Raw genomic sequence first — 25,084 nt, 5'->3', positions numbered from 1 at the left:
ATGTCAGGCGCGCGCCCCATCAAGCGCTCATAGACGATCTTCGCCCGTGCTTCAGCTGCGATGTTGGAGCGCATGTCGGCGCCCTTGTTGAGCATGACGATGATCGAGCCAATGATCTCCAGGTGACTGAGTTCTTCAGGCCTCCAGCGCGCGACTCGATTTCCGGCGCCGCGACCACTAACGCAGCAAATGCACCACCAACCCAACCAACGCACAGCCCAGCAACACCTGAATCACTCCGCGCTTGAAGCGAAACAGCGCAATGGCCGCCGCAAGCGCAATCAACGCCGACGTCCAGTCCAGGCTGCCGCTGAAACCCTGCGGCCAGAGCACGTGGTAGCCGAAGAAACACGCCAGGTTGAGAATCACCCCTACCACCGCGGCGGTGATGGCGGTCAGCGGGGCGGTGAATTTGAGTTCGTCGTGCGTCGACTCCACCAGTGGGCCGCCGGCGAGGATGAACAGGAATGAGGGCAGAAAGGTAAACCACGTCACCAGCGCGGCGGCGACCGCTCCGGCGAGGAACACCTGATCGGCGCCGAACACCTGCGACACATAAGCCCCGACAAAACCGACAAACGCCACCACCATGATCAGCGGCCCTGGCGTGGTTTCGCCCAGCGCCAGGCCGTCGATCATCTGTGTCGGGGTCAGCCAGCCGTAGTGACCGACCGCACCTTGATAGACATAGGGCAACACCGCATAAGCTCCGCCAAAGGTGAGCAGCGCTGCCTTGGTGAAGAACCAGCTCATTTGCGTCAACGTGCCCTGCCAGCCGAATAGCGCGGTCAACACGCCCATCGGCAATGCCCACAGCGCGGCGCCAATCACGGCGAGCATGGCCAGTTTCGTCCAGCTGAAACGGGCATGGGCCGGTGTTGGCGTGTCGTCGTCGATCAACGCCGGACCGAAAGACTTCTTTGCCGCACTATGCCCGCCGGCCCTGAATTTCTCCGGCGCCATTCGACCGCCGAAATAGCCAATCACCGCCGCGCCCAGCACGATCAGCGGAAACGGCACATTGAACGCAAAAATCGCCGTAAACGATCCCGCCGCAATTGCCCACAGCCAATTGTTCTTCAGCGCCCGCGAACCGATCCGATGGGCCGCCTGCACGACGATGGCCGTCACCGCAGGCTTGATCCCGTAAAACAGCCCGGCCACTACCGGCACCTCACCGAAGGCGATATAGAGCCACGACAGGAAAATCAGGATGAACAGCGAAGGCAACACGAACAACGCCCCGGCCACAATCCCGCCCCAGCTTCGATGCATCAGCCAGCCAATGTAGGTCGCCAGCTGCTGCGCCTCCGGCCCGGGCAGCAACATGCAATAGTTCAAGGCATGCAGAAAACGCCGCTCGGAAATCCAGCGCCGGCGCTCGACCAGTTCCTGATGCATGATCGAAATCTGCCCGGCCGGCCCGCCGAAACTGATAAAGCCCAGCTTCAACCAGAACCAGAACGCCTCGAGCAAACTCACGCTCTGCGGCCTAACGTCATCATCACCCGCCAACGGCTGAACTTCACTCATCGAGCTGTTCCTTTATGCAGTCGGCAGGTTGTACCCGAAAAGCATTGCGAACAAAACGCCAGAAACGAAAAAGCCCCCGTAATCAGCAATGATTACGGGGGCTTCGTCTTGTTCAATAATGGCGGAGAGATAGGGATTCGAACCCTAGGTACCGGTGAAGGTACAACGGATTTCGAATCCGTCCCATTCGGCCACTCTGGCATCTCTCCAACGGCGCGCATCATAACAACACTTTCGTTGGTTGCGAACCCCCCAAACGAAATTTTTTCCGTGCTATCAGATGCTTGCGTCGATTAAAGCGGTACGCCCAGACGAGCGGCGACTTCTTCGTAGGCTTCGATGACGTCACCGAGGCCCTGGCGGAAGCGGTCCTTGTCCATCTTCTTCTTGGTGTCCTTGTCCCACAGACGGCAGCCGTCCGGGCTGAACTCGTCGCCGAGGACGATGGAGCCGTCGCTGAACACGCCGAATTCAAGCTTGAAGTCGACCAGCAGCAGGCCGGCGTCGTCGAACAGTTTGCTCAGGACTTCGTTGACCTTGAGCGACAGTTCCTTCATGCGCGCCAGTTGCTCGGCGGTGCCCCAACCGAACGCCACAACGTGGGATTCGTTGATGAACGGGTCGCCCTTGGCGTCGTCCTTCAAGAACAGTTCGAAGGTGTACGGGTTGAGCTTCATGCCCTCCTCGACGCCCAGACGCTTGACCAGGCTGCCGGCGGCGTAGTTACGCACGACGCATTCGACCGGGATCATGTCGAGCTTCTTCACCAGGCATTCGTTGTCGCCCAGCAGTTTGTCGAACTGGGTCGGCACGCCGGCCGCTTCGAGTTTCTGCATGATGAAGGCGTTGAACTTGTTGTTCACCATACCTTTGCGATCAAGCTGTTCGATGCGCTTGCCGTCGAACGCCGAAGTGTCGTTGCGAAACAGCAGGATCAAGCGGTCAGCGTCGTCGGTCTTGTAAACCGATTTGGCTTTGCCGCGGTAGAGTTCTTCACGTTTTTCCATGATGGGCTCCGCTTGCTAAGTAGGTGGGCTAGGCGATGTGGCGCCAGTCGAGCCCTGAATCTTGATCGGCCAGTTGCAGCCAGTCCGGGTCGCACCCGAGGGTGTCGACAAAACATTGCCGGGCCAGCTGCGGCAGGTTGTTCTTGCTGCTCAGATGGGCCAGCACCAGGTGTTGCAAACCCTGCCAGCCCAACTCGGCCACCAGGAATGCCGCCTGATGGTTGTTCAGATGTCCGCGTTCGCCGCCCACCCGCTGCTTGAGAAAGTACGGGTAGTGACCACGGGCCAGCATGTCGCGGCAATGGTTGGACTCGATCATCAATGCATCGAGGTCCCGATAGCCATCCAGCACCCGCTCGCAGAACGATCCCAGGTCGGTCAGCAGGCCGAAGCGCCGCTGTTCCTGATCGCTGAAGACGTACTGGGTCGGCTCCTGCGCGTCATGGGCCACGGCAATGACCCCGACGTTCAGTGCGCCGATCTGCAGTTGCTCGCCGCCGGCCAGAAAGCCTGCCGGTTCCAGCGGTTTGCGCATCCCGCGCAGTGTGCCGCGACTGAGGTAGACCGGCAGATTGTAGCGCCGAGACAGCAAACCCACGCCATGCACGTGGTCGGCATGTTCGTGGGTCACGAGTATCGCGCTCAGTTGCGCCGGGTGCACACCCAGGCGCAACAGACGTCTTTCGGTTTCCCGCAGGGAAAAACCACAATCCACCAGCACGTACGTATCAGCACTGGCGATCAGCGTGCCGTTCCCTTGGCTACCGCTGCCGAGAACGGCAAAACGCATATCGGATCAGCCCAGGTTGTCCTGAATCACGCTCAACACTTTACGCGCGACATCGGCCGGCGCGACGGTGTTGATGTTCTTTTCGACGGTGACCTGGATGTTCTCGCCCACCTTGCTCAGGCGAACCTGATAACGCTCGGCGCGGGCTTCGACTTCTTCCTTGCTCGGCGCACTGCCGAACAGGCTGCTGAAGAAGCCAGGCTTGTCGTCTTTCTTCTCGGCTTTTTCGGCCAGGTTGATGTAGTAAAGGCCCAGGCTGCGGTTGATGTCTTCAACGCGCCATTCGCCCTGTTCCAGCGCACGGCCGACGCTCGACCAGGCGCGGTCCAGATCGGTACCGACGTTCAACACCGGGTTGCCGCTGCCGTCTTCGTTCAGGCTGACACGGCTCGGCGCGTCGAAATCACGCGAGGCCAGCATCGACACCGAGCCGCCCTTCTCGGACGTTCGGCTCATGCTCGCGAGCATGTCGTCGACCAGCGCAGCGTCCAGGCCAGTATTGACCGAACGGTTGGTGAAGGCCACGTCGGCCGTGCTGCCGGCAGGACGCTCGGCGCTGACTACGTAGATTTCACTGGTGTTGCGCTGCACGCCCGGCTCGATACGTACGCGCACACGGGTTTCGCTGTCGCTGGCGATACCGGCCGCACTCAGGCGCTTGGCCATCGAAGCGGACAGCTCGTCGGAGTGCTGCCAGGTAGTGGTGAACTCGCCGGTCTGCGGACGCTGTTCATCCAGACGGAAACCGTTGTCCTGGAAGAACTGCAGCGCCACTGGCCAGACTTCGGCCGGTGGATGCTGGGCTACGACCCAACGCGAATCACCGCTCTTCTGCAGCGAGTAATCTGTGGCATCGGCAACCGCCGAAAGCGGCTGAGGACGCGGCACGACGTATTCGCCCGTCGCGGTGTCATCGGCCACGTTGCGCGGGATCGGCAACAGCGGATCGAGGCGCTTGGCAGTGCTCACATCCGGCGGCAATTGCATCGGTGCAGTCTGTTGCGCTTGCAGGTAATCGCTTCCACGGTCGCGGAAATAACCTTCCGGCCCCCAGACCCATCCGCAGCCACTGGTGCTGGAGATAATCAAGGCAAGTGCGGAAAGTCCGGCCATTCGCTTCATGCGTTGTACTTCCTCAATTAAACCAGGACGTTGCACTGGCGCAGGGCCGAGCGCAGCGTTTCATGACAAGGGGTGCTCAGCCAGGTCAGTGGCAGGCGGATGCCTTCGTGCATCAGGCCCATTTCGACCAAAGCCCACTTCACCGGAATCGGGTTGGCTTCGATGAACAGGTCCTTGTGCAGCGGCATCAGTTTTTCGTTGATTGCGCGTGCGGTATCGGCGTCGCCCTTCAGCGCGGCCTCGCACAGGTCAGCCATTTCGCGCGGGGCGACGTTGGCGGTGACCGAAATGTTGCCTTTGCCGCCCAGCAGGATCAACTCGACAGCGGTCGGATCATCGCCGGACAGCACGATGAAATCCTTGCTCACGCCATCGATGATCGCTTTGGCGCGTTTGAGGTCGCCGGTGGCTTCCTTGATGCCGATGATGTTCGGCACGGTGGACAGGCGAATCACCGTCTCGGCCTGCATGTCGCAGGAGGTGCGGCCGGGAACGTTGTAGAGAATCTGCGGAATGTCGACCGCTTCAGCGATGTGCTTGAAGTGCTGGTACAGACCTTCCTGGGTCGGCTTGTTGTAATAAGGAACCACCAGCAGGCAGGCATCGGCGCCGGCAGCCTTGGCGTTGCGGGTCAGCTCGACGGCTTCGCGGGTCGAATTGGCGCCGGTGCCGGCGATGACCGGAATGCGCCCGGCAACCTGTTTGACCACGGCTTTGATGACGGCGATGTGCTCTTCTACATCAAGGGTGGCCGACTCGCCGGTAGTACCGACGGCGACGATGGCATGGGTGCCGTTCTTGAGGTGGAAGTCCACGAGTTTGCTGAGGCTGTCCCAGTCAAGACGCCCTTGTGCATCCATGGGAGTGACCAGTGCCACCATACTGCCCGCAATCATGAAACCGCTCCTGCCGGAAAAAGAGAGCGGTAATGGTACTGGCGCCAAGATGCTTGCACAAGCGAAGTACTGCGCCGCCGCCATTCCCCTTGGCGCCGCTTTTCGCTACCCTTCAGACTTTGATCGGTACAGATCAGCTTGTACGCCGGGTTTCAGCCTCCCCTTTCGGCCTCCCAGGCCCCGTTCCTGCGTCGCATCGACGCGCTCCCGCACAGTGGAGCGAGCCGCGAACGCTGGCCGGGGCTCTTTATACGGACCGCCAGAACAGGCACGCCCGGCCACCAACGCCCGTCGACCTACCGACCGCTCATCGCTTTAGGAATGCTGCATGTCCACCCCCACAGTTCGCGAACAATTCCTTGTCATCAGTGCCCTCGGCGCCAACCCCATGGAGCTGACCAACGTCCTGTGCCGCGCCAGCCATGAAAACCGCTGCGCCGTCGTCACCTCTCGCCTGACCCGCCACGGCGAGTGCAGCGCTCTGGTGCTGGAAGTTTCCGGTAGCTGGGACGCCCTCGCGCGCCTCGAAGGCAGCCTGCCATTGCTGGCCAAGCGTCACGCTTTCACCGTCAACGTGGTGCGCAGCGCCGCTCTGGAAAATCGCCCGCAGGCGCTGCCTTACGTGGCTTACGTCAGCTCGGCGTATCGCCCGGACATCATCAATGAGCTGTGCCAGTTCTTCATGGACCACAACGTCGAACTGGAAAACCTCACCTGCGACACTTACCAGGCTCCCCAGACCGGCGGCACCATGCTCAACGCCACGTTCACCGTGACCCTGCCGGCCAACACCCAGATCAGCTGGCTGCGCGATCAGTTCCTCGATTTCGCCGACGCGATGAACCTGGATGCCCTGATCGAGCCTTGGCGCCCACAAAACCCAATGTAAGGAAGCTTTCATGGCCGTTGTCATCGACCAACCGGTTGCGGATTTCACCGCGCCTGCGACCAGCGGGCAGAACGTCAGCCTGTCCGAACTCAAGGGCAAGCAAGTGGTGATCTACTTCTACCCGAAGGACAGCACCCCGGGCTGCACCACTCAAGGCCAGGGCTTTCGCGATCAATATGCGGCATTCAAGGCTGCCAACACCGAAGTCTTCGGCATTTCCCGCGACAGCTTGAAGTCGCACGAAAACTTCAAAGGCAAACAGGAATTTCCGTTTGAGCTGATCAGCGACAAGGACGAAGCGGTTTGCCAGCTGTTCGACGTGATCAAGCTGAAAAAGCTCTATGGCAAGGAATACCTGGGCGTTGATCGCAGCACTTTCCTGATTGATAAGGACGGTGTGCTACGTCAGGAATGGCGTGGTGTGAAGGTGCCGGGGCATGTTGATGCCGTGCTGGCGGCGGCTGAGGCTCTGAATAAAGCCTGATGTTTTTGCTGCGTCGTCACCGACGCCATCGCTGGCAAGCCAGCTCCCACAGGGTTCAGCACATACAAAACCTGTGGGAGCTGGCTTGCCAGCGATGAGGCCAAAAGCCTCACCCCGATCTAAAGCAACGGCGCCACCACCGGCTCCTTCCGCGGCCACGCATCGAGCACAGCCTTGAACAGCGTCGCCAGCGGGATCGCAAAGAACACACCCCAGAATCCCCACAATCCGCCAAACAGCAGCACCGCGCAGATGATTGCGACCGGATGCAGATTCACTGCTTCCGAAAACAGCAATGGCACCAGCACGTTGCCGTCCAGCGTCTGAATGATTCCGTAGACCGCCATCAGGTAGATGAACTGATCGCTCCAGCCCCACTGGAACAGCGCAATCAGCAGCACCGGCACGGTCACCACTACCGCACCGACATACGGCACCACCACCGACAAACCGACGAGCAACGCCAGCAGCGCCGCGTAGTTCAGGCCCAGCGCGATGAAGGCGATGTAGGTCACGCCGCCGCAGATCACTATCTCGATGCCTTTGCCACGTATGTAATTGGCGATCTGCCGGTTCATTTCCTGCGCGACGCGGGTGATCAGCGCGCGCTCGCGAGGCAGATAGCCACGCACCCACTCGCCAATCATCGCCCGATCCTTGAGGAAGAAAAACACCAGAATCGGCACCAGCACAAGGTAGATCATGATGTTCACCAGCAGCGGCAAACTCGACAACGAGAAAGTCAGCGCCCACTGACCGAACTTGCCAATCTCGCCCCGCGCCGCCTCGATGGCTTGCAAGACTTGCTCGTCGGACACCAGATGCGGATAGCGCTCGGGCAATAGAAGCAGCAGCGACTGCCACTTGGCGAGCATGCCCGGCAACTCGTTGAACAGCGTGATCAACTGATGCCACAGCAGCGGCAGCACCACGACAATAAACAGCATCAGCGCGCCCATGAACAGCGCAAACACCAGCCCCACCGCCACGCCGCCGGGCACACGCAGCCGCTCAAGCGTCACCACCAGGCCTTGCATCAGATACGCCAGCACCATGCCCGCCAATACGGGCGCGAGCATGCCGCCGAGGGTGAGCACGGCGGTGAAGGCGAGAAACAGCAGCACTGCCAGCACCACGGCTTCTTCATCGGAGAAGTAGCGCTGAATCCAGTCGCGTAACACTTTGAACATCAATAATCCCTTCGATCGTTAACGCGCTCGCGTCAGGCTTTTTTCAACCAGTAACGGTAGACGCCAGCCTCGTCTTCTTCGCGCAACAGCGCATGACCGGCCAGTTTGGCAAAGGTACGGAAGTCGCGTTGCGAGCCGGCATCGGTAGCGATCACCTTGAGCACAGCGCCGCTGTGCAGTTTGTTGAGTTCCATTTTTGCCTTGAGCAACGGCAACGGACAGTTCAGGCCACTGGCGTCCAGTTCCACGTCATGGGCTACAGCGTCAGTCATTGCGTCACTCCGGTTCGTTGTCGAGCTGCCTAGAATATCTGGTCGCGGCTTCGGTGTCCGGCTACAGTAAGGTCTTTGTCCTCCAAGGCTTTGTGCATGACTTTTCTGCGCCCTACCCTGCTGACGCTCGCTTGCCTGCTCGCCTCACCAGGCTTTGCCGACGATCTGCCGTCACTCGGCGACGCCAGCTCTGCCATTGTCTCGCCGCAACAGGAATACCAGCTCGGCCGCGCCTGGCTGGCCATGCTGCGCAGTCAGGTTTCCCAGCTCAACGATCCGCAGCTCAAGGACTACGTCGAATCCAGCGTGTACAAGCTGGTCGAGACCAGCCAGGTTTCCGACCGACGCCTGGAATTCATCCTGATCAACAGCCCACAACTCAACGCCTTTGCAGCGCCGGGCGGCGTGGTCGGGGTCAACGGCGGCCTGTTCCTCAACGCCCAGACCGAAGGTGAATACGCCTCGGTGCTCGCTCACGAATTGGCGCACTTGTCGCAACGCCACTTTGCTCGCGGGGTGGAAGCTTCACAAAGAATGCAGGTGCCGATGATGGCCGCGTTGCTGGCCGGCATTGTCATTGCGGCGGCCGGCGGCGGTGATGCCGGCATCGCCACCATCGCTGGCACCCAGGCTGCGGCGTTGCAGGAACAACGGCGCTTCTCGCGACAAAACGAACAGGAGGCAGATCGCATCGGCATCCTCAACCTGGAAAAGGCCGGTTACGATCCGCGCTCGATGCCGACCATGTTCGAACGCCTGATGCGCCAGTACCGCTTTGACGCCAAACCGCCGGAATTCCTCCTGACTCACCCGGTCACCGAATCGCGTATCGCCGATACCCGCAACCGCGCCGAGCAGGCGAAACCGGGCGGCATCGAAGACAGCATGCGCTACCAGTTGATCCGCGCGCGGGTGCAGTTGATCTACGAAGAAACCCCGGGACTGGGCGCCAAGCGTTTCCGCGCCCTGCTCGATGAGAACCCGAAAAACGATGTGGCACGTTACGGCCTCGCCATCGCCCAGATCAAGGGCGGCCAGCTCAACGAAGCGCGAGAGAACCTCAAGCAATTGTTGGCCAAGTCGCCAAACGAGATCATCTACAACCTCGCTCAGGTCGATCTGGACATCACCAACAATCGCCTGCCCGATGCGCAGTCACGGGTCGACCGCATGCTCACGCAGTTCCCGGGCAACTATCCGCTGAATCAGGTGCGTGTCGATCTGCTGTTGAAACAGAATCGCGCCGCAGATGCCGAGAAGGCGCTGGACAGCCTGCTCAAGTCCCGCCCGGATGACCCGGACGTCTGGTATCAGGTTGCTGAAACCCGTGGCTTGTCGGGCAACATCATCGGCCTGCACCAGGCGCGAGCCGAGTATTTTGCGCTGGTCGGCGATTACCGCCAGGCCATTCAGCAGCTGGACTTCGCCAAGCGCAAGGCTGGCAACAACTTCCCGCTGTCTTCGCGCATCGATGCCCGCCAGCGTGAGCTGATGGAGCAGGAACGCATGGTCAAGGACATGATGGGCTGAGTCTTTCCAGGCAAGACAAAAACTTCAGACACAAAAAAACCGCCTCTTTCGAGGCGGTTTCTTTTTTACCTTGTTGCTGGCTTATTCAGCCAGTTTAAAGGTGATGAAGCTGGCACGGCCCTGACGCAGCACGCGCATCGACACCGAACGGTTCTTCGGCAATGCCTTGGCAATGTCGGTGAACTCCTTGGCCGAGCCGATGGCCTGGTTGTTCAGATGAGTAATCACATCACCCGGCTGCAGACCGATCAGGGCCGCAGGACCGTCCTGCACTTCCTTGATCACCACACCACCTTTGAGGTCGTAGGCTTTCTTCTGCTCGGCGGTCAATTCGCCGACCGCAACACCCAAGCGGTTGCTGCTGCTTTCCGCGCCGGATTTCGGCAGTGCGTCCAGCTCTTTATCCTCGTCCGGGATTGCGCCGACAGTCAGCTCGACGTTCTTGCGCTTGCCTTCTCGAATCACTTCCAGATTAGCTTTGGCGCCAGCCTTCAGCGCGCCGACCAGATGCGGCAGATCGGCGGACATGACGATCGGCTGACCGTTCATGCTCAGGATCACGTCGCCAACCTGCAGGCCGCCCTTGGCCGCAGGGCCGTCATCCTGGATCTGTGCAACGAGCGCGCCAGCTGGCTTGTCCAGACCGAACGACTCGGCCAGATCCTTGTTCACTTCCTGGATGACTACGCCCAGCCAGCCGCGGCTGACTTTGCCACCGCTTTTGAGCTGATTGGAAACGTCCATCGCCACGTCGATCGGGATGGCAAACGAAACGCCCATGAAGCCACCGGAGCGGGTGTAGATCTGCGAGTTGATGCCGACCACTTCACCATTCAGGTTGAACAGCGGGCCACCGGAGTTGCCCGGGTTGATCGGCACGTCGGTCTGAATGAACGGCACATAGTTTTCGTTTGGCAGGCTACGACCGACGGCGCTGACGATGCCTTGGGTCACGGTGTGGTCAAAGCCGAATGGCGAACCGATCGCGACGACCCACTGGCCAGCCTTCAGATCCTGAGATTTGCCGAGCTTGAGCACCGGCAGATCCTTGCCTTCGATTTTCAGCAACGCCACGTCGGAACGTGGATCGGTGCCGACCAGCTTGGCTTTCATCTCACTGCGGTCAGCCAGGCGGACGAGGATTTCGTCAGCATCGGCGATCACGTGGTTGTTGGTGAGGATGTAGCCGTCCGGCGAAATGATGAACCCCGAACCCAGCGATTGCGCTTCACGCTGACGCCCGTCGCCACGCGGTGAGCGCTGCTGAGGCGGCATGCCGCGCTCGAAGAATTCGCGCAGCATCGGTGGCAGGCCTTCCAGATCCGGCATCTGCTGATTCACGCGACGGTCCGGCAGTTTCTGCGTGGTACTGATATTCACTACCGCTGGCGACGCTTGTTCGACCAACTGGGTGAAATCAGGCAGATCGGCCGCTTGCGCAGCAGGGACCGCCTGACCGAGCAACAGCACGGTGGCGAAGATGGAAAGATAAGATTTCAAACTAGGTATCGACATACAGCTCCCGTTACGACGAGCAGGGTTAAGCGATATGGAGCAAAGGAACACCGGAAACCACAGACCGGTATTTTTGTTCCGGGAACAACAAACAAGGCCAGAGCCGTGAGGCTCTGACCTATAAAAAATTTTCAGGGGTTTTGCAAATGAAAATGCTCAGCAAACATTTCGACGTCTCGACGACGAGGTGGAAATGACTGAAATCAGCTCACTGCTTGCTGGTCGCAGCGCCATCGTTGTTACGCATCGATAGAGCGATTCGTTCGGCGGTGCCAATCGGGATTTCGCCAACCACCGTGACCATCATTTCACCTTGCGGTGTAGTCAAACGACGGGATACCGCGACGGTAGGGCCCAACTGGGTACGAGTATCGGTGACGGTTGCACCGTTCAACGGCTCAAGGAACACGGAGAAACGCGCCAGGCCATCGTCATACATCAGGCTGCTGACCTGGGTATTGGTCTGCGCATCCTTGTGCGAACTGCTGCTGGTCAGCTCGAAGCCGGGCGGCAGCCAGTCCGAACGCCAGTTTTGCACGGTCTTCGCCGCAGAGGCCTTGTCGCTTGCGATGTTGATCGGCTTGCAATCGGCGTCAGCGAGCAAATCCTTGTCCGACGGGACTTCATCGGTGTCGAGGCTGGTGAACTGAAAGCGCTCGAGCAATTGCCCTTTATCGTTCAACAGCAACGACTTGAGCGGCAGGCCGGTTTTCTTGTCCAGATGCAGCTCGAAACCGTATCGGTGCTGATCACGAGGGGTCAGCGACACGATCACTGCATCACGACCGGCCACGCGCGACTTGCCAATGACAGCAAGGTCATACCAATTCTTCAGCTTTTTGGGGTCCAGCGCACGGGCGGCAGCGTTGGGCGAGTCACCCAATCCCGCAATCAGTGTGCCGCTGACGCATTGAGTTCGTCCATCAATGCGCACGACTTCCTGAGCCGAACCGTCGAGCTGCAATAACCGCTCGCGGACCTGGCCATTCTGGACACGATGCCAGATGTTGTGCGTGGAAAAACTGCCGTTGCGCTCGTAAACGAAAGTACCGTGAAAGCTTTGCTGCTGCTCGGCCTGGCCCAGACGGGTCAACCAGTCCTGGGCCTCGTCAGCGTGGGCTGGAACGATGAACCAGCCACTGAGCAGAAGCGAAAGTAGAGGGATGGCGCGCATGGTCCTCCTTAACGGTTTTCCAGGCTTGCGGCACGTGCGTATGGCAGCGCGCTTTCAGTTCCTTTGAGTGCAGCCTGCTGAGCGTGCTGACGCAGATAGCCTGGCAGACGCTGATCATGCCAGCCTGGCTGGCCTTGCAGAACGCCGTTAGCCATAGGACCAGTCGCTTCCGAGCTCTCGCTGTAACCAGCCAGAACTGCCGGACCTTTGACCTGTGGAGTGGCCAGAGTAGGCTGGTTCGACTGCTGGGCCAGTTCAACACCAGCGATTTCGTCCTGGTTGTACAGGCGAACACCTGCCAGAACGGCCACGGTTACCGAAGCGGCAACAGCGAGGCGACCCAGGTTACGCCATGGGCTGCGGGATACTTTGGCCGGAGCCGTTTCGTCTTCCAGCGCAGCGGACACTGCCGCAGCGATATCCAGACGCGGAAGCAGCAGATCCTTGTGCATGGCTGCCCGAGCGATCTGGTAACGAGCCCAGGTCTCACGGGTATCAACATCATCCAGTGCGCTGAGCACTCGACGCAATTCCAGTTCGTCCGCTTCGTTATCCATCACTGCGGACAGCGATTCCTGCAGGGCTTCACGACTCATGGCGTTCCTCTCTTGGCTGTCGCCGCTGTCTCAGTTTTCCTGCAACAACGGTTGCAGGGCTTTGTCGATGGCCTCCCGAGCGCGGAAAATCCGGGAGCGCACGGTACCCACCGGACACTGCATGACGCTCGCAATGTCCTCGTAACTCAGACCATCGAATTCACGTAAAGTTAAAGCCGTACGCAAATCCTCTGGCAGTTGCTGGATGGTCCGATGGACGGTGCCTTCGATCTCATCCCGCAGCAATGCACGTTCTGGTGATTCGAGATCCTTGAGGCCGTGATCGCCATCGTAGAACTCTGCATCCTCTGAACTCACATCGCTATCCGGCGGCCGACGGCCGCGGGAAACCAGGTAGTTCTTTGCCGTGTTAATGGCAATACGGTACAGCCACGTATAAAACGCACTGTCACCGCGGAAATTTCCAAGTGCCCGATACGCCTTGATAAAGGCTTCCTGAGCAACGTCCTGGGCTTCATGGGTGTCGTGCACAAAACGCACGATCAACCCGAGAATTTTGTGCTGATATTTCAGCACCAGCAGATCGAAAGCTCGCTTGTCGCCACGCTGTACGCGTTCGACCAGCTGCTGATCCTCTTCCTGGGTTAGCATGAACACTCCTCGATAAGCCCGGAGGAGACTTGCATTACTAAACGACCAGACTTGCAAACATAGACTCGGGCTTTTCGCAAAAGTTCTCCCCCTCCAAGCAAGTTTCCTGCGGGCTCTGATTTGGCACGCACGAAAAACGCAGCGCGGGATAAACCGGCTGCGCGAATAATCTTGTTATCGGTTTCGCCGGCAGGAATCCAAACGCAGATTCCGCACTGAAGCCGACACTGTCCCTGGTTTCTGGCACCGTCTATTGATCTTGGGCCTTTGGCAAAAGTTCCAATTATTTATAGCCGTACCCACCTGACATTGCGCAACCCTGCTCGGAAAAGACTGTTTCAGCGCCGATACAGGTGTCATTTTTCAAAACCGATGAAAAAAACTTCCGACGAAGCACAGCGCTTTTTACTGCGCAGTAGTCTCACAATGCCATCTGGGCCTGGCTATTGTGCCGCCCAACCCCTCTATATACTAGTGGGCTGTGTGGCTGTCTTGACTCGCCGATCCAGCTGTCTTGCGCCAACCCCGACCCGGGTCGCTTTGAGCGGAATCCTGAAATGAGCCAACAGTTCCAACACGATGTTCTGGTGATTGGCAGCGGTGCTGCCGGTTTGACTCTCGCTTTGACCTTGCCCGGTCATCTGCGCATTGCCGTATTGAGCAAAGGCGATCTCGCCAACGGTTCGACCTTCTGGGCCCAAGGCGGCGTGGCCGCGGTGCTCGACGATACCGATACTGTCGAATCCCACGTCGACGACACCCTCAACGCTGGCGGCGGCTTGTGTCACGAAGACGCGGTGCGTTTCACCGTCGAGCACAGCCGCGAAGCCATCCAATGGCTGATTGACCAGGGTGTGCCGTTCACCCGCGACGAACAGTCCGGCACTGAAGATGGTGGTTTCGAATTTCACCTGACCCGCGAAGGCGGCCACAGTCATCGGCGCATCATCCATGCTGCAGACGCCACCGGTGCCGCGATCTTCAAAACCTTGCTGGCCCAGGCCAAAGAGCGCGAGAACATCGAACTGCTGGAACAGCGGGTGGCCGTTGATCTGATCACCGAGCGCCGCTTGGGCATGGAAGGCGATCGCTGCCTCGGCGCCTACGTGCTGAACCGCGCCACGGGCGAAGTCGACACCTACGGCGCACGTTTCGTGATTCTGGCTTCGGGCGGCGCGGCCAAGGTCTACCTTTATACCAGCAACCCCGACGGCGCCTGCGGTGACGGCATCGCCATGGCCTGGCGTTCCGGTTGCCGGGTGGCGAACCTGGAATTCAACCAGTTCCACCCGACCTGCCTGTATCACCCGCAAGCCAAGAGTTTCCTGATTACTGAAGCGCTGCGCGGCGAAGGCGCGCATTTGAAGCTGCCCAACGGCGAGCGCTTCATGTATCGCTTCGACAAACGCGCCGAGCTGGCGCCTCGTGACATCGTCGCGCGGGCCATCGACCATGAGATGAAGCGTCTGGGTGTCGACTGCGTATATCTCGACATCAGCCACAAGCCTGAATCGTTCGTAAAAACTCACTTCCCGACTGTTTATGAACGCTGCCTGGGCTTCGGCATCGACATCACCAAACAACCGATCCCGGTGGTCCCCGCCGCGCACTACACCTGTGGCGGGGTGATGGTCGATCAGCACGGTCGCACCGACGTGCCCGGCCTCTACGCCATCGGCGAAACCAGCTTTACCGGCCTGCACGGCGCCAATCGCATGGCCAGCAACTCACTTCTGGAATGCTTCGTTTATGCCCGTTCGGCAGCGGCGGACATTCTTGCGCAACTTGATGAGATCGCGGCGCCAAACGCCCTGCCCGCTTGGGACGCCAGCCAGGTCACCGACTCGGATGAAGACGTGATCATCGCGCACAACTGGGACGAGTTGCGCCGATTCATGTGGGACTACGTCGGCATCGTGCGCACCAACAAGCGCCTGCAACGGGCGCAGCACCGGGTGCGTCTGCTGCTGGATGAGATCGATGAGTTTTACAGCAACTATAAAGTCAGCCGCGACCTGATCGAGTTGCGCAACCTGGCACAGGTTGCCGAATTGATGATCAGCTCAGCCATGGAACGCAAGGAAAGTCGCGGGCTGCACTACACCCTCGACTATCCGGATATGCTGCCCGAAGCGCTCGACACTATTCTGGTGCCGCCCACCTACGCCGGCTGAACTTGAGCCGCACTCGCAGGCGTCGGTGCAGATCCGCCGCCTGCGAGTCACGTGGTACGCAGATCGACCTGACCCGCCACTCTCCGCGCAGGCGAAAGCGCAGCACCACGATCAACGGCAGCGCCAGACTGTCCGGGCGCAGTTGCACCGCTTGCCAGCCATCAGCCTGATTCCAGACCTGCCAGCCATCGCCGTCGCGCCGCAACCCGCAAAATGCTTGCGGATGACTCAGCAGAATCTGCCGTGGCAGCACCCAAAAACCATGCAGCGCACAGACGCAAGTGCCGAGCAGACTGGCCCAGAGCGGAATCGACAGCAGACACAGCGAACCCACGGCGAACGCCTGGGCCAACAGATACGCCGCCAGCAACTGCCGTGAGGCATGCCAGCGGCATTCGAACGTATTACTTGGGCTGGACACGATCCAGAATCATCCGGACCATGCGTTGCAGCTCGGGATCTTCCGACTCGCTGCGCTCCATGAACCAGCCGAACATGTCCTGATCCTCACAGGTCAGCAAACGCACGTACAGATCGCGATCCACTTGATTCAACGTCGCGTAAACCTCCTGCACGAACGGCACCAGCAGCACGTCAAGCTCAAGCATGCCGCGACGGCTGTGCCAAAAGAGGCGATTCAGTTCAACTTGTTCGACCATGGAGCCCTCCTCGAATTTGCCGGGCAGTATACAGCCCCGGCGCGGGCCGCACAGTCGGCTTTGGTCGGGGACCCCTGATCCTTTATCAACTACCCATTTCAACCCTGCCCCCTTATGATGTGCCCCAGTCTATTTACCCTGCGATGACCCATGGCCGATTCTGCTTTTTTCTGCACCCTGTCTCATGAAGGCGTACTCGCGGTTCGCGGTGCGGACGCCGGAAAATTCCTGCAAGGCCAGTTGACCTGCAATATCAATTACCTGAGCGACACCCGCGCCAGCCTCGGCGCCCGCTGCACACAGAAAGGCCGGATGCAGTCGAGCTTCCGCATCCTGCTTGAAGGTGACGGCGTGGTGATGGCGATGGCCAGCGAGCTGCTCGAACCGCAACTGGCCGACCTGAAAAAGTACGCGGTGTTCTCCAAATCGAAACTGACCGACGAAAGCGCCGCCTGGGTGCGCTTCGGTCTGGCGCATGGCGACGTAGCCCTGACCAGCCTCGGTCTGGCACTGCCCGCCGAAACCGACAGCGTTGTGCGCAACGAAGGCCTGATCGCAATTCGCGTTTCGCCCGAGCGCGCCGAACTCTGGGTGTCTGCCGCTCAGGCGCCAAACATTCAAAGCCGACTGTCCGCCACGCTGGCTGAGGGCGAACTGAATCAATGGCTGCTGGGCCAGATCCGCGCCGGTATCGGCCAGGTCATGCCTTCCACCCGCGAGCTGTTTATCCCGCAGATGCTCAATTTGCAGGCGGTCGGCGGCGTGAGCTTCAAGAAAGGTTGCTACACCGGCCAGGAAATCGTCGCGCGCATGCAGTATCTGGGCAAGCTCAAGCGGCGCCTGTACCGCCTGCGCCTCGACGCGGCCGAGTTGCCGGAGCCCGGCACTCAGTTGTTCGCGCCCAGCCACAACAGCTCGATCGGCGAAGTGGTGCTGGCGGCCAATGCCGAGGGAAACATTGAACTCCTGGCCGTGTTGCAGGCCGAAGCTGCCGAAGCCGGTGATTTGCGTCTGGGCGCCCTCGAAGGCCCCGCGTTGCACGTGCTCGACCTGCCTTACGAACTGGATCGCGACCGCGAAATCCAGCGTTGATCGCAGCATTGTTGCAACACCCTAGAGAGTCCAAATGAGCGAACTGGCGGAAAAGGTCCAACAGGATTTGGTTGCGGCCATCGATAACGATGACCTGGTTCTGCCAACGTTGCCGGAAGTGGCCCTGCAGATTCGCAAGGCCGCCGAGGATCCGGAAATCAGCGTCAGCGATCTGAGCAAAGTCATCGGCCGCGACACCGCGCTGTCGGCGCGCCTGATCAAAGTGGTCAACAGTCCGCTGCTGCGCGCTGCGCAGGAAGTCACCGACCTGCACACCGCCATTACCCGTTTGGGCATCAACTACAGCAGCAACCTGGCGATCGGTCTAGTGATGGAGCAGATCTTCAATGCCCGCTCCGAAGTGGTCGAACAGAAGATGCGCGAAGTCTGGCGCAGCAGTCTGGAAATCGCTGGCGTCAGCTATGCGCTGTGTCGTCGCCACACCCAGCTCAAACCCGATCAGGCGGCACTCGGCGGGTTGGTGCATCAGATTGGCGTGCTGCCGATTCTGACTTACGCCGAAGACCACAATGAACTGCTCTCGGATGCGGTCAGCCTGACCCATGTGATCGAGCAGATTCACCCATTGCTGGGCGAGAAATTGCTGCGGGTCTGGGAGTTTCCCGAGCGCCTGGTGCATTTGCCGTTGCTGTATCAAGACTTCAGCCGCGACTCGACGCGCATCGATTACGTCGATGTCGTGCAAGTGGCCAATTTGTATTGCCGCAAGGACACCGATCATCCGTTTGCGCGGATTGACCCGTTTAGCGTGCCGGCGTTCAGGAAGCTGGGGATTGATCCGGAGAACAAGCAGTTCTGCGCGGATCTGGAAGAATCGCGGTCGATGTTCTACTGACCTGCGGTGAGGGGATTTATCCCCGTTGGGTTGCGAAGCGACCCTAGACTCTGCGATCCGAACCGCGACTGCTGCGCAGCCGAGCGGGGATAAATCCCCTCGCCACAAAACCCCTGGTCACAAAAGTATTACCCGGCAATAAAGCTGACCCGCACCTTCAACCCTGCCTGCTCGCCATCATGCAAGGTGATCTGCGCCAGATGCGCGCGACAGATCTCGCCGACAATCGCCAAGCCCAGACCTGAGCCGGCGACCTGCTGATTACGCCGGTAAAACCGCTCGAACACCCGATCGCGCTCATGCAGCGGGATCCCGGGCCCGTCGTCCTCAACCTCAAGCACCGCCGGCGCCGTCACCCGCAAAATCACATTGCCGCCTGGTGGCGTATGCGCCAGCGCGTTGTCGACCAGATTGCTCAACAGTTCGTTGAGCAAGGTCGGTTCACCACGCAGCCACACCGGTTCATCCGCCTCCAGCGCCAACGCCACACCCCGTTTGTGCGCCAAAGGCGCCATGGCCATGCCCAGCTCTCGGGCCAATTGACTCAGATCGAGCAACTGCGCGCCGCCCTCGGCAATCGCCCGCGCACCGTTTTCGACCCGGGCCAGCGACAGCAGCTGATTGGCCAGATGGGTCAGGCGATCGGTGCTTTGTGCGGATGACTCAAGGGTGGTGCGCCAGGTTTCCGGTTCGTTTGAGCGCAGGCCCAATTCCAGGCGTGCCTTGAGTGCCGCCAGCGGCGTGCGCAACTCGTGAGCGGCATCGGCGATGAACTGCGCCTGCCGCTCGAACTGGCCGCGTAGCCTTTCGGTGAAATGATTGAGCGCGCGGACCAAGGGTCCCAGTTCATGCTGCACTTCCACCAACGGCAGTGGCCGCAAGTCGTCGGGCTGGCGTTCCTCAACGGCGGTTCTTAACCGCTCCAGCGGGCGCAACGCCGCACTCACCGCGAACCACACCAGCAACAATGCGCCCACGGCCAGCATGCCCAGGCGCAGCAACGTATCGGCCGCCAGACTGCGCGCCATGCTGACCCGCGCTTCGTCGGTTTCAGCCACGCGGATCTCCGCCATGCCGTTCATGTTCGGCTCGCTTACGGCCTTGAGCAGGCTGACCACACGCACGTTCTGGCCGTTGTACTTCGCATTGTAAAAGCGCGCCAGCGCCGGATAGCTGTCGGTGCGCGGCGTGCCGGGCGGTGGCCCGGGAAGATTTTCGTAGCCGGAAATCAGCTTCTGGTGAATGTCGTTGACCTGGTAATAGATGCGCCCGGCGCTGTCGTAGGCGAAGGTGTCCAGCGCCACGTAAGGCACATCGGCGCTGAGGCTGCCATCGCGCTGCGACAACCCGGCAGCGATGGTGCGTGCCGAGGCCAGCAGCGTGCGGTCATACGCGGTGTCGGCGGCTTCGCGACCGTTCCAGTAAGCGCTCAAGCCGCTGGCGAGCATCAGCACCACCAGCAACCATCCAAGGTTCCACAGCAACCGCCAGCGCAGGCTGCTGGGCTTATGCATCGCGGCTTTCCAGCAGATAGCCGAGGCCACGGAAGGTGACGATGGCCACGGGCTGGCCATCGAGTTTCTTGCGCAAGCGGTGCACGTAGATTTCGATGGCGTCGGGGCTGGCTTCTTCGTCGAGGCCGAACACCTGCGCGGCCAGTTGCTCCTTGCTCATCACTCGCCCCGGCCGCGCGATCAACGCTTCGAGAACGGCTTGCTCGCGCGAGGTGAGGGTCAGCAGTTCGTCGCCGAGGGTAAAGCGCCGTGTGTCGAGGTCGTAAGCCAGCACGCCACAGCGCTGCTGACGCTCGCCGCCCAGGACACTACGGCGCAGCAAGGCTTTGACCCGCGCTTCCAGTTCCGTCAGTTCGAACGGCTTGGCCAGATAGTCGTCAGCACCGAGATTGAGGCCATGCACGCGATCCTTGACGTCACTGCGCGCGGTCAGCATCAACACCGGCAGGTTTTTGCCGCGTGCACGCAGCCGCGCCAGCACCTCGAAACCGTCCATGCGCGGCAGGCCTACGTCGAGGATCGCTACGGCGTATTCCTCGCTGCCCAACGCCAGGTCGGCAGCTACGCCATCGTGCAACACATCCACCGTCAGACCGGTGCTCTTGAGCGCCTGAGCCACGCTTTCGGCCAGTTGCAAATGGTCTTCGACGAGCAGGACACGCATGGATTTTTACCTCGTTCAGGGTTGGCCAACGCCACGCTTTGTCGCGGAGTTTACAGCCGCAACCGCCGCTGTGAAGCCCGAAAACCGTGAAAGACAACTGAAAGGTTGTTGAAAGGTTAGCCGGTTAGAGTCGGCCCACGGACAGTTTCGACTGTCGCCGCTGCCGCCACACAGCGCAACGCAAAACGCCATGAAGCGTTTTCGACTCATAAGAACAATAACGGAGTACCCCAGCATGCCCTCCATGCGCACCGAGGCTGTAATGCCTGCTCGCCTTGCTCGATTCCACCGTTGCACCGTCGGCTTCTCGCCGCAGTCCTGTTTCCCCTCCGTTGTTTCAGTCGTTGCGCTCGCGCCGCGAGAAAACTGCGCCTGCCGCTAGGTTTTCGCGTTGCCCTTTGGTCATTCGGTCCATCCATAACAACAACTCCTCTGGAGACTCAAATGAACGTATCACTGCGTAAAGTTGCTCTCGCCGCTGGCGCGATGCTGTTTGCCGGCCAACTCATGGCCGAGCCGAAACGTCCGGAATGCATCGCCCCCGCCTCCCCCGGCGGTGGTTTCGACCTGACCTGCAAACTGGTGCAGAGCGCACTGGTCAACCAGAAGTTGCTGAGCAAGCCGATGCGCGTCACCTACATGCCCGGCGGTGTCGGCGCGGTGGCGTACAACGCGGTGGTCGCGCAACGTCCGGCGGATGCCGGCACGCTGGTCGCGTGGTCGAGCGGTTCGCTGTTGAACCTGGCCCAGGGCAAGTTCGGCCGCTTCGATGAAACCAACGTGCGCTGGCTCGCGGCCGTCGGCACCAGCTACGGTGCCATCGCAGTGAAAAGCGATTCGCCCTACAAGACCCTCGACGATCTCGTCCAGGCGTTGAAGAAAGATCCAGGGTCAGTGGTCATCGGCTCCGGCGGCACCGTCGGCAGCCAGGACTGGATGCAGACCGCATTGATTGCCAAGGCCGCCGGGATCAACCCGCGCGAGCTGCGTTACGTGGCACTCGAAGGCGGCGGTGAGATCGCCACGGCCCTGCTCGGCGGCCACATCCAGGTCGGCAGTACCGACATCTCCGACTCCATGCCGCACATCCAGAGCGGTGACATGCGCCTGCTCGCGGTGTTCTCGGACAAGCGTCTCGACGAACCGGAAATGAAGGACATCCCGACCGCTCGCGAGCAAGGCTACGACATCGTCTGGCCGGTGGTGCGCGGCTTCTACCTCGGGCCAAAAGTCAGCGACGAAGACTACGCCTGGTGGAAAGACTCGTTCGACAAACTGCTGGCTTCCGACGAGTTCGCCAAGCTGCGCGATCAGCGTGAGCTGTTCCCGTTCGCCATGACCGGCCCGGAACTGGACACCTACGTGAAGAAGCAGGTCGCCGACTACAAAGTGCTGGCCAAAGAGTTCGGCCTGATCCAGTGATCGTCTCTGTCTAGTGGCTGCGTCTCCTACGCGGGGACGCAGCACAGGAGCTCCCATGCTTATTCAACGCATTTTCGCCTCGGTGTTGCTGCTGGTGTGTGCCGGCCTGGCACTGATGGCGTGGCCGTACCAAGCGGCTTTTTCCTATGAACCCGTCGGCCCACGCGCCTTTCCGCTGCTGATGCTCGGCCTGATGGGGCTGGCGCTGCTGTACATGGTGGTTCGCCCGGCACCCATCAAACACAACCCGGATGAGCCGCCGCTGGATCGCGAAACCCTGACCAAGATCGGTCTGTGCGTGGTGTTGCTGCTGGTGTTTGCCGGCACCTTCGAACCCCTTGGCTTCATCGTGGCCAGCATCATTACCGGCGTACCGATGGCCCGTCTCTATGGCGGCCGCTGGCTGCCGAGCGTGGTCATCATCAGCCTGATGGCGGTTGGTCTCTATCTGCTGTTCGATCGCTTGATGGATGTTCCGCTGCCCCTCGGCCTGCTCAGCGTCCTGGAGAACTGATATGGATACCCTTGGCTATTTGGGTCAGGGCTTCGGCGTCGCGCTGAGCCCGTACAACCTGGTGACCGCCCTGTGCGGCACCCTGATCGGCACCGTCGTCGGCCTGTTGCCGGGCCTTGGTCCGATCAATGGCGTGGCGTTGCTGATTCCGATCGCGTTCGCGCTCGGCCTGCCGCCGGAGTCGGCGCTGATCCTGCTCGCGGCGGTGTATCTGGGCTGCGAATACGGTGGCCGGATCAGCTCGATCCTGCTGAACATTCCGGGCGAAGCCTCGACTGTAATGACCACCCTCGACGGCTACCCTATGGCCCGCAAAGGCATGGCCGGTGTGGCACTGTCGCTGTCGGCGTGGAGTTCGTTCATCGGCGCGTTCATCGCCACCTGCGGCATGGTCCTGTTTGCGCCGCTGCTGGCGAAATGGGCGATTGCCTTCGGACCGGCGGAATACTTCGTGTTGATGGTGTTCGCGATTGTCTGTCTCGGCGGCATGGCCGGTGATCGACCGTTGAAGACCTTTATTGCGGCGCTGATCGGCCTGTTCCTTTCCACCGTCGGCATCGACGCCAACAGTGGCGTGTACCGTTTCACCGGCGACAACATTCACCTGACCGACGGCATCCAGTTCGTCGTGCTGGTGCTGGGTCTGTTCTCGATCAGCGAAATCCTTCTGCTGCTGGAAAAGACCCACCACGGCCAGGAAGCGGTGAAAGCCACCGGCCGGATGATGTTCAACTTCAAGGAAGCGGCGTCGGTTTTCGTCGTCAACGTGCGCTGCGGCGTGCTCGGTTTCATCATGGGCGTGTTGCCCGGTGCCGGCGCGACGCTCGCCAGTGCCGTGGCCTACATGACCGAGAAGCGCATCGCTGGCACCAGCGGCAAATTCGGTGAAGGTGATCCCCGTGGTCTGGCCGCGCCAGAGACCGCAATCGGCGGCGCGGCGTGCGGCGCTCTCGTTCCGATGCTGACCCTCGGCGTTCCGGGTTCGGGCACCACTGCGGTGATGATCGGCGCGCTGTCGCTGTACAACATCACCCCGGGTCCACTGCTGTTCCAACAGCAACCGGACATCGTGTGGGGTCTGATCGCGTCGTTGTTCATCGCCAACGTGATGCTGGTGATCCTCAACATCCCGATGATCCGCGTATTCACCCGCATCCTCGCCGTGCCGAACTGGGCGCTGGTGCCGATCATCGCGATCATCACCGGGATCGGCGTTTACGCGGTGCACGCGACCACCTTCGATCTGTTCCTGATGATCGGTATCGGCATCTTCGGTTACATCCTGCGCAAGCTGGATTTCCCGCTGTCGCCACTGCTGCTGGGCTTCATCCTCGGTGGCTTGATGGAGCAGAACCTGCGTCGCGCGCTGTCGATCTCCAATGGCGCGCTGGAGATTCTCTGGTCGAGTCCGATCACCTTCGGTTGCTGGATCCTCACCGCGATCATGCTGCTGATGCCGCTGATTCGCATCTGGCGTAAACGTTCGGCGGCACGGCGCGTCATTGCCGATGTTTGATCGCTTGTCCCTGAAAGCCTGGTGGGGCACCCCGCTGGTCGGTCTGCTTGGCGGTTTCATCGCCAGCCAGATCGGCTGGCCGCTTCCGTGGATGGTCGGCTCGTTGCTGGCGATCATCCTGGTGCGCTGCCTGACGCCGTGGCAACTGGCGGAAATCCCTGGCGGGCGCAAGTGCGGTCAGTGGATCGTCGGCATCGGTATCGGCCTGCACTTCACCCCGTTGGTGATGGAACAGGTGCTCAGTCATTTCGGTTTGATCTTCTTCGGTGCGCTGGTCACCAGCCTGTCGGCGGTGGTCGGCGTATGGCTGATGCGCCGCACCGGCGAGGATCGCGCCACGGCGTTTTTCTCAAGCATGCCCGGTGGCTCCGGGGAGATGGTCAACCTCGGCGCTCGTAACGGTGCACTGCTCAGCCATGTCGCGGCCGGGCAGAGTCTGCGGGTGTTGGTGGTGGTGTTGTGCGTGCCGGCGGCGTTCAAGTATCTGCTCGGTGACGGCACGCCGATTTCTCATGCAGGCAGCGTCGATTGGCGCTGGCTGGCGATTCTGTTTCCGGCGGGCGCCCTGCTCGCCTGGCTCTGGCAGCATCTGCGCCAACCCAATCCATGGCTGTTCGGGCCGTTACTGGTCAGTGCGGCGGTCAGCATCACCTGGGATCTGCACATCGGTTTGCCCAATGGCGGCAGTCAGATCGGCCAATGGCTGATTGGCAGCGGTCTGGGCTGTCACTTCAATCGGCAGTTCTTCCGCCGCGCGCCGTCGTTCATGGGCCGGACGTTGATCGGCACGGCGCTGACCATGTTGATCGCGTCGCTGGCGGCGCTGGGCTTGAGTGCATTGACCCATCTGGATCTGCGCTCACTGACTCTGGGCATGATGCCGGGCGGGATTGCCGAAATGAGTCTGACGGCGGAGACCCTGCAATTGTCGGTGCCGCTGGTGACGGCGATGCAGGTGATGCGGCTGTTGTTTGTACTGTTTCTGGCGGAGCCGTTGTTCAAATACTGGAATCGTCATCCCGCCTAAGTCTGCGAGATCGGGTCGCTCTTTTCGCGAGCAGGC

At 60.6% G+C, this 25,084-nt stretch carries 25 protein-coding genes, 1 tRNA gene and 1 pseudogene; 10 read left to right on the top strand and 17 right to left on the bottom strand.

Features of this window, described 5'->3' with window-relative positions; genetic code table 11:
- Positions 1–2: 2 nt before the first annotated feature.
- From PSH90_RS06575 to dapA, 7 genes and pseudogenes are all read right to left on the bottom strand, one after another.
- Positions 3–137 (bottom strand): annotated as a pseudogene (locus PSH90_RS06575) (manganese catalase family protein); the annotation flags it as partial.
- A gap of 40 nt (positions 138–177) precedes the next feature.
- A complete protein-coding gene (gene chrA, locus PSH90_RS06570) occupies positions 178–1,533 on the bottom strand; it encodes a chromate efflux transporter (protein ID WP_305382393.1) in 1,356 nt (451 codons plus the stop codon).
- 119 nt (positions 1,534–1,652) lie between these two features.
- Positions 1,653–1,742: transfer RNA gene (locus tag PSH90_RS06565), tRNA-Ser, on the bottom strand.
- Between the two features lie 84 nt (positions 1,743–1,826).
- Complete coding sequence (purC, locus tag PSH90_RS06560; RefSeq protein WP_016771262.1) at positions 1,827–2,540, bottom strand: phosphoribosylaminoimidazolesuccinocarboxamide synthase; 714 nt, start codon at positions 2,538–2,540, stop codon at positions 1,827–1,829.
- 28 nt (positions 2,541–2,568) lie between these two features.
- Positions 2,569–3,330, bottom strand: a complete 762-nt coding sequence (locus tag PSH90_RS06555) for an MBL fold metallo-hydrolase (protein ID WP_024012002.1) — start codon at positions 3,328–3,330, stop codon at positions 2,569–2,571.
- A 6-nt stretch (positions 3,331–3,336) separates the two neighbouring features.
- Positions 3,337–4,452 carry an outer membrane protein assembly factor BamC gene (bamC, locus tag PSH90_RS06550; RefSeq protein WP_016771264.1) on the bottom strand — a complete coding sequence of 372 codons (1,116 nt, stop codon included), beginning with the start codon at positions 4,450–4,452 and terminating at the stop codon, positions 3,337–3,339.
- Between the two features lie 17 nt (positions 4,453–4,469).
- Positions 4,470–5,348 carry a 4-hydroxy-tetrahydrodipicolinate synthase gene (gene dapA / locus PSH90_RS06545; protein ID WP_016771265.1) on the bottom strand — a complete coding sequence of 293 codons (879 nt, stop codon included), beginning with the start codon at positions 5,346–5,348 and terminating at the stop codon, positions 4,470–4,472.
- A 328-nt stretch (positions 5,349–5,676) separates the two neighbouring features.
- Between dapA and PSH90_RS06540 the strand changes: the two genes are divergently transcribed.
- Both PSH90_RS06540 and PSH90_RS06535 read left to right on the top strand, forming a co-directional pair.
- On the top strand, positions 5,677–6,237 hold the full coding sequence (locus PSH90_RS06540) for a glycine cleavage system protein R (protein WP_024012001.1): 561 nt from the start codon (positions 5,677–5,679) through the stop codon (positions 6,235–6,237).
- Between the two features lie 10 nt (positions 6,238–6,247).
- Positions 6,248–6,721 (top strand): peroxiredoxin, encoded by a 474-nt coding sequence (locus tag PSH90_RS06535; RefSeq protein ID WP_305382391.1) that lies wholly within the window; start codon positions 6,248–6,250, stop codon positions 6,719–6,721.
- Between the two features lie 119 nt (positions 6,722–6,840).
- Here the strand turns inward: PSH90_RS06535 and PSH90_RS06530 are convergent, their stop codons facing one another.
- Both PSH90_RS06530 and PSH90_RS06525 read right to left on the bottom strand, forming a co-directional pair.
- The gene (locus PSH90_RS06530; RefSeq protein ID WP_016771268.1) at positions 6,841–7,911 is read right to left on the bottom strand and encodes an AI-2E family transporter; all 1,071 of its coding nucleotides are present in this window, start codon (positions 7,909–7,911) and stop codon (positions 6,841–6,843) included.
- Positions 7,912–7,943: 32 nt separating this feature from the next.
- Complete coding sequence (locus tag PSH90_RS06525) at positions 7,944–8,183, bottom strand: sulfurtransferase TusA family protein (RefSeq protein WP_041478863.1); 240 nt, start codon at positions 8,181–8,183, stop codon at positions 7,944–7,946.
- Positions 8,184–8,279: 96 nt separating this feature from the next.
- On the opposite strand from PSH90_RS06525, the gene PSH90_RS06520 reads away from it, so the two are divergent.
- Positions 8,280–9,713 carry a M48 family metalloprotease gene (locus PSH90_RS06520; RefSeq protein WP_024011999.1) on the top strand — a complete coding sequence of 478 codons (1,434 nt, stop codon included), beginning with the start codon at positions 8,280–8,282 and terminating at the stop codon, positions 9,711–9,713.
- An 81-nt stretch (positions 9,714–9,794) separates the two neighbouring features.
- Here the strand turns inward: PSH90_RS06520 and PSH90_RS06515 are convergent, their stop codons facing one another.
- The 4 genes from PSH90_RS06515 to rpoE form a co-directional block, all read right to left on the bottom strand.
- Positions 9,795–11,228, bottom strand: a complete 1,434-nt coding sequence (locus PSH90_RS06515) for a DegQ family serine endoprotease (protein WP_150742398.1) — start codon at positions 11,226–11,228, stop codon at positions 9,795–9,797.
- A 208-nt stretch (positions 11,229–11,436) separates the two neighbouring features.
- The gene (locus tag PSH90_RS06510) at positions 11,437–12,402 is read right to left on the bottom strand and encodes a MucB/RseB C-terminal domain-containing protein (protein WP_095180602.1); all 966 of its coding nucleotides are present in this window, start codon (positions 12,400–12,402) and stop codon (positions 11,437–11,439) included.
- Between the two features lie 8 nt (positions 12,403–12,410).
- Positions 12,411–12,998, bottom strand: a complete 588-nt coding sequence (locus PSH90_RS06505) for a sigma-E factor negative regulatory protein (RefSeq protein ID WP_008077804.1) — start codon at positions 12,996–12,998, stop codon at positions 12,411–12,413.
- A gap of 30 nt (positions 12,999–13,028) precedes the next feature.
- Positions 13,029–13,610 (bottom strand): RNA polymerase sigma factor RpoE, encoded by a 582-nt coding sequence (rpoE, locus tag PSH90_RS06500; RefSeq protein ID WP_003172477.1) that lies wholly within the window; start codon positions 13,608–13,610, stop codon positions 13,029–13,031.
- Positions 13,611–14,167: 557 nt separating this feature from the next.
- On the opposite strand from rpoE, the gene nadB reads away from it, so the two are divergent.
- On the top strand, positions 14,168–15,784 hold the full coding sequence (gene nadB, locus PSH90_RS06495) for an L-aspartate oxidase (RefSeq protein ID WP_305382390.1): 1,617 nt from the start codon (positions 14,168–14,170) through the stop codon (positions 15,782–15,784).
- Here the strand turns inward: nadB and PSH90_RS06490 are convergent.
- Positions 15,753–16,205, bottom strand: coding sequence for a protein YgfX (locus PSH90_RS06490; RefSeq protein ID WP_305382389.1), 453 nt, complete (start codon positions 16,203–16,205; stop codon positions 15,753–15,755). The genes nadB and PSH90_RS06490 overlap by 32 nt on opposite strands.
- Positions 16,189–16,443: a succinate dehydrogenase assembly factor 2 gene (locus tag PSH90_RS06485; RefSeq protein ID WP_007911418.1), complete on the bottom strand. Its 255-nt coding sequence runs from the start codon at positions 16,441–16,443 to the stop codon at positions 16,189–16,191. Before PSH90_RS06485 ends, PSH90_RS06490 begins: the two co-directional genes overlap by 17 nt.
- A 150-nt stretch (positions 16,444–16,593) precedes the next feature.
- Between PSH90_RS06485 and PSH90_RS06480 the strand changes: the two genes are divergently transcribed.
- Both PSH90_RS06480 and PSH90_RS06475 read left to right on the top strand, forming a co-directional pair.
- Positions 16,594–17,535, top strand: coding sequence for a folate-binding protein YgfZ (locus PSH90_RS06480; protein ID WP_252877642.1), 942 nt, complete (start codon positions 16,594–16,596; stop codon positions 17,533–17,535).
- 34 nt (positions 17,536–17,569) lie between these two features.
- Positions 17,570–18,391 carry an HDOD domain-containing protein gene (locus PSH90_RS06475; RefSeq protein WP_016770675.1) on the top strand — a complete coding sequence of 274 codons (822 nt, stop codon included), beginning with the start codon at positions 17,570–17,572 and terminating at the stop codon, positions 18,389–18,391.
- A gap of 128 nt (positions 18,392–18,519) precedes the next feature.
- On the opposite strand, the gene PSH90_RS06470 is transcribed toward PSH90_RS06475, so the two are convergent.
- Both PSH90_RS06470 and PSH90_RS06465 read right to left on the bottom strand, forming a co-directional pair.
- Entirely contained in the window at positions 18,520–19,905 is a 1,386-nt protein-coding gene (locus PSH90_RS06470) for a sensor histidine kinase (protein WP_039760888.1), read from the bottom strand.
- Positions 19,898–20,569: a response regulator gene (locus tag PSH90_RS06465; protein ID WP_024011992.1), complete on the bottom strand. Its 672-nt coding sequence runs from the start codon at positions 20,567–20,569 to the stop codon at positions 19,898–19,900. The genes PSH90_RS06470 and PSH90_RS06465 overlap by 8 nt, the downstream gene beginning before the upstream one ends.
- Before the next feature lie 444 nt (positions 20,570–21,013).
- Between PSH90_RS06465 and PSH90_RS06460 the strand changes: the two genes are divergently transcribed.
- Genes PSH90_RS06460 through PSH90_RS06445 form a run of 4 tightly spaced genes read left to right on the top strand, consistent with a single transcriptional unit; the run spans position 21,014 to position 25,048 of the window.
- Positions 21,014–21,991 carry a tripartite tricarboxylate transporter substrate binding protein gene (locus PSH90_RS06460; protein WP_024011991.1) on the top strand — a complete coding sequence of 326 codons (978 nt, stop codon included), beginning with the start codon at positions 21,014–21,016 and terminating at the stop codon, positions 21,989–21,991.
- Between the two features lie 55 nt (positions 21,992–22,046).
- Positions 22,047–22,505: a tripartite tricarboxylate transporter TctB family protein gene (locus tag PSH90_RS06455; protein WP_095180598.1), complete on the top strand. Its 459-nt coding sequence runs from the start codon at positions 22,047–22,049 to the stop codon at positions 22,503–22,505.
- 1 nt (position 22,506) lies between these two features.
- On the top strand, positions 22,507–24,021 hold the full coding sequence (locus tag PSH90_RS06450) for a tripartite tricarboxylate transporter permease (RefSeq protein WP_016771277.1): 1,515 nt from the start codon (positions 22,507–22,509) through the stop codon (positions 24,019–24,021).
- Positions 24,014–25,048 (top strand): AbrB family transcriptional regulator, encoded by a 1,035-nt coding sequence (locus PSH90_RS06445; protein WP_150636506.1) that lies wholly within the window; start codon positions 24,014–24,016, stop codon positions 25,046–25,048. The genes PSH90_RS06450 and PSH90_RS06445 overlap by 8 nt, the downstream gene beginning before the upstream one ends.
- Positions 25,049–25,084: the final 36 nt, after the last annotated feature.

It is taken from the genome of Pseudomonas sp. FP1762 (genome assembly GCF_030687105.1).
Lineage (GTDB): Bacteria > Pseudomonadota > Gammaproteobacteria > Pseudomonadales > Pseudomonadaceae > Aquipseudomonas > Aquipseudomonas siliginis.
Note: the sequence above shows the minus strand (reverse complement) of the source record. Positions and strands in the feature narration are given on the sequence as shown.

What these genes read in the sequence shown, in the direction of transcription:
- chrA (WP_305382393.1), bottom strand. Translation starts at nt 1,533, where the DNA reads ATGAGTGAAGTTCAGCCGTTGGCGGGTGATGATGACGTTAGGCCGCAG.
- purC (WP_016771262.1), bottom strand. Translation starts at nt 2,540, where the DNA reads ATGGAAAAACGTGAAGAACTCTACCGCGGCAAAGCCAAATCGGTTTAC.
- PSH90_RS06555 (WP_024012002.1), bottom strand. Translation starts at nt 3,330, where the DNA reads ATGCGTTTTGCCGTTCTCGGCAGCGGTAGCCAAGGGAACGGCACGCTG.
- bamC (WP_016771264.1), bottom strand. Translation starts at nt 4,452, where the DNA reads ATGAAGCGAATGGCCGGACTTTCCGCACTTGCCTTGATTATCTCCAGC.
- dapA (WP_016771265.1), bottom strand. Translation starts at nt 5,348, where the DNA reads ATGATTGCGGGCAGTATGGTGGCACTGGTCACTCCCATGGATGCACAA.
- PSH90_RS06540 (WP_024012001.1), top strand. Translation starts at nt 5,677, where the DNA reads ATGTCCACCCCCACAGTTCGCGAACAATTCCTTGTCATCAGTGCCCTC.
- PSH90_RS06535 (WP_305382391.1), top strand. Translation starts at nt 6,248, where the DNA reads ATGGCCGTTGTCATCGACCAACCGGTTGCGGATTTCACCGCGCCTGCG.
- PSH90_RS06530 (WP_016771268.1), bottom strand. Translation starts at nt 7,911, where the DNA reads ATGTTCAAAGTGTTACGCGACTGGATTCAGCGCTACTTCTCCGATGAA.
- PSH90_RS06525 (WP_041478863.1), bottom strand. Translation starts at nt 8,183, where the DNA reads ATGACTGACGCTGTAGCCCATGACGTGGAACTGGACGCCAGTGGCCTG.
- PSH90_RS06520 (WP_024011999.1), top strand. Translation starts at nt 8,280, where the DNA reads ATGACTTTTCTGCGCCCTACCCTGCTGACGCTCGCTTGCCTGCTCGCC.
- PSH90_RS06515 (WP_150742398.1), bottom strand. Translation starts at nt 11,228, where the DNA reads ATGTCGATACCTAGTTTGAAATCTTATCTTTCCATCTTCGCCACCGTG.
- PSH90_RS06510 (WP_095180602.1), bottom strand. Translation starts at nt 12,402, where the DNA reads ATGCGCGCCATCCCTCTACTTTCGCTTCTGCTCAGTGGCTGGTTCATC.
- PSH90_RS06505 (WP_008077804.1), bottom strand. Translation starts at nt 12,998, where the DNA reads ATGAGTCGTGAAGCCCTGCAGGAATCGCTGTCCGCAGTGATGGATAAC.
- rpoE (WP_003172477.1), bottom strand. Translation starts at nt 13,610, where the DNA reads ATGCTAACCCAGGAAGAGGATCAGCAGCTGGTCGAACGCGTACAGCGT.
- nadB (WP_305382390.1), top strand. Translation starts at nt 14,168, where the DNA reads ATGAGCCAACAGTTCCAACACGATGTTCTGGTGATTGGCAGCGGTGCT.
- PSH90_RS06485 (WP_007911418.1), bottom strand. Translation starts at nt 16,443, where the DNA reads ATGGTCGAACAAGTTGAACTGAATCGCCTCTTTTGGCACAGCCGTCGC.
- PSH90_RS06480 (WP_252877642.1), top strand. Translation starts at nt 16,594, where the DNA reads ATGGCCGATTCTGCTTTTTTCTGCACCCTGTCTCATGAAGGCGTACTC.
- PSH90_RS06475 (WP_016770675.1), top strand. Translation starts at nt 17,570, where the DNA reads ATGAGCGAACTGGCGGAAAAGGTCCAACAGGATTTGGTTGCGGCCATC.
- PSH90_RS06470 (WP_039760888.1), bottom strand. Translation starts at nt 19,905, where the DNA reads ATGCATAAGCCCAGCAGCCTGCGCTGGCGGTTGCTGTGGAACCTTGGA.
- PSH90_RS06465 (WP_024011992.1), bottom strand. Translation starts at nt 20,569, where the DNA reads ATGCGTGTCCTGCTCGTCGAAGACCATTTGCAACTGGCCGAAAGCGTG.
- PSH90_RS06460 (WP_024011991.1), top strand. Translation starts at nt 21,014, where the DNA reads ATGAACGTATCACTGCGTAAAGTTGCTCTCGCCGCTGGCGCGATGCTG.
- PSH90_RS06455 (WP_095180598.1), top strand. Translation starts at nt 22,047, where the DNA reads ATGCTTATTCAACGCATTTTCGCCTCGGTGTTGCTGCTGGTGTGTGCC.
- PSH90_RS06450 (WP_016771277.1), top strand. Translation starts at nt 22,507, where the DNA reads ATGGATACCCTTGGCTATTTGGGTCAGGGCTTCGGCGTCGCGCTGAGC.
- PSH90_RS06445 (WP_150636506.1), top strand. Translation starts at nt 24,014, where the DNA reads ATGTTTGATCGCTTGTCCCTGAAAGCCTGGTGGGGCACCCCGCTGGTC.